Origin of the sequence: Halalkaliarchaeum sp. AArc-GB (assembly GCF_031432225.1) — an archaeon.
GTDB lineage: Archaea > Halobacteriota > Halobacteria > Halobacteriales > Haloferacaceae > Halalkaliarchaeum.
The window spans coordinates 1-1,049 of sequence record NZ_JAVKGM010000037.1; the positions used below are offsets into that span (position 1 = coordinate 1).

Here is a 1,049-nt window from a genome sequence, read left to right on the forward strand (position 1 = left end):
TCGGTTGCTGAGCCCCGCAAACCTCCAACTGTTGCGGGCGATCCGGGAACACGAACCCGAAAGCATGCGCGAAGCTGCCGACGTCGTCGACCGAGACTTCAAGGAAGTACACCGTAACTTGACCGAACTCGAGGCGCTCAACGTCGTCGAGTTCGAAACGGACGGCCGGGCGAAACGACCGATCGTTCGCTTCGACGAAATCGACGTCGAGGTTTCCCTCGACGCGCCGGACACGGGTCAGGCACCCGCCTGATTCGGCCCGGTTCCGGGACGTGCACGGGAGACTGACCCCCACCTCGGTGCCGGACGGCCGGCTGTCGGCTATGCCGGAAGCGACTGCACACGAGGACGCCGTCGTTACGGAACCTACGTGCTTCGACCATCACCGGGTACAGCCACGGTGCGACCCGGAGGATTCGGGTTCGAACCCGGATTGTGTACCCCGATACACGAGCGTGCCGATTCGATCTCCTCGATGCTCCGAGCGGATTCCGGAGACGACGAGGTCCCAGACCCGAGGAACGCCTCACGACGTTCGCCGCCAGAGACGAATCCGACCAAATCGTTTTGCCCCCGGGAGCGTAGTGTGACGTATGGCGGAAGGGAACGCGGACGGGGCGACGGTCGACGGCGTGGACGTGGAGAGGATTCGCCAGTATCTCGCGGACGCCGACGTGGTCTTTGCGATCCTGTTCGGGTCACGGGCCCGGGGCACTCCCCACGAATCGTCCGACGTCGATATCGCCCTCCGGTTCCCCGATGACCTGTCCCCGAAGGAGCGGTTCCGCCGGCGAAATCGGATCGACGCGGATCTCCAGGGGTACGCCGACGGGTTCGTGGACGTGAGCGACGTCTCTGCGCTCCCGCTTCCGGTCGCCCACGCCGCCCTCCAGGAGGGGATCCGATTGACCGGCGACGAGCGGGACGTCGACGCCTACCGGGAGCGGATCGACGCCGAATACGAGGAGACGGCCCCCGCTCGGGAACGGGAACGGCGAGAATTCATCGACCGACTCGCGAGAGGAGAGATCTAGATGGTGGTCGTCCCA

The 1,049-nt window shown here is 65.3% G+C and carries 1 protein-coding gene and 1 pseudogene; both read left to right on the forward strand.

The annotated features are described in order from the left end of the window. Nucleotides 1-253: pseudogene (locus tag RH858_RS16725) on the forward strand (hypothetical protein); the annotation flags it as partial. A 340-nt stretch (nt 254-593) separates the two neighbouring features. After that, the gene (locus RH858_RS16730; RefSeq protein WP_310562511.1) at nt 594-1,034 is read left to right on the forward strand and encodes a nucleotidyltransferase domain-containing protein; all 441 of its coding nucleotides are present in this window, start codon (nt 594-596) and stop codon (nt 1,032-1,034) included. Nucleotides 1,035-1,049 lie beyond the last annotated feature (15 nt).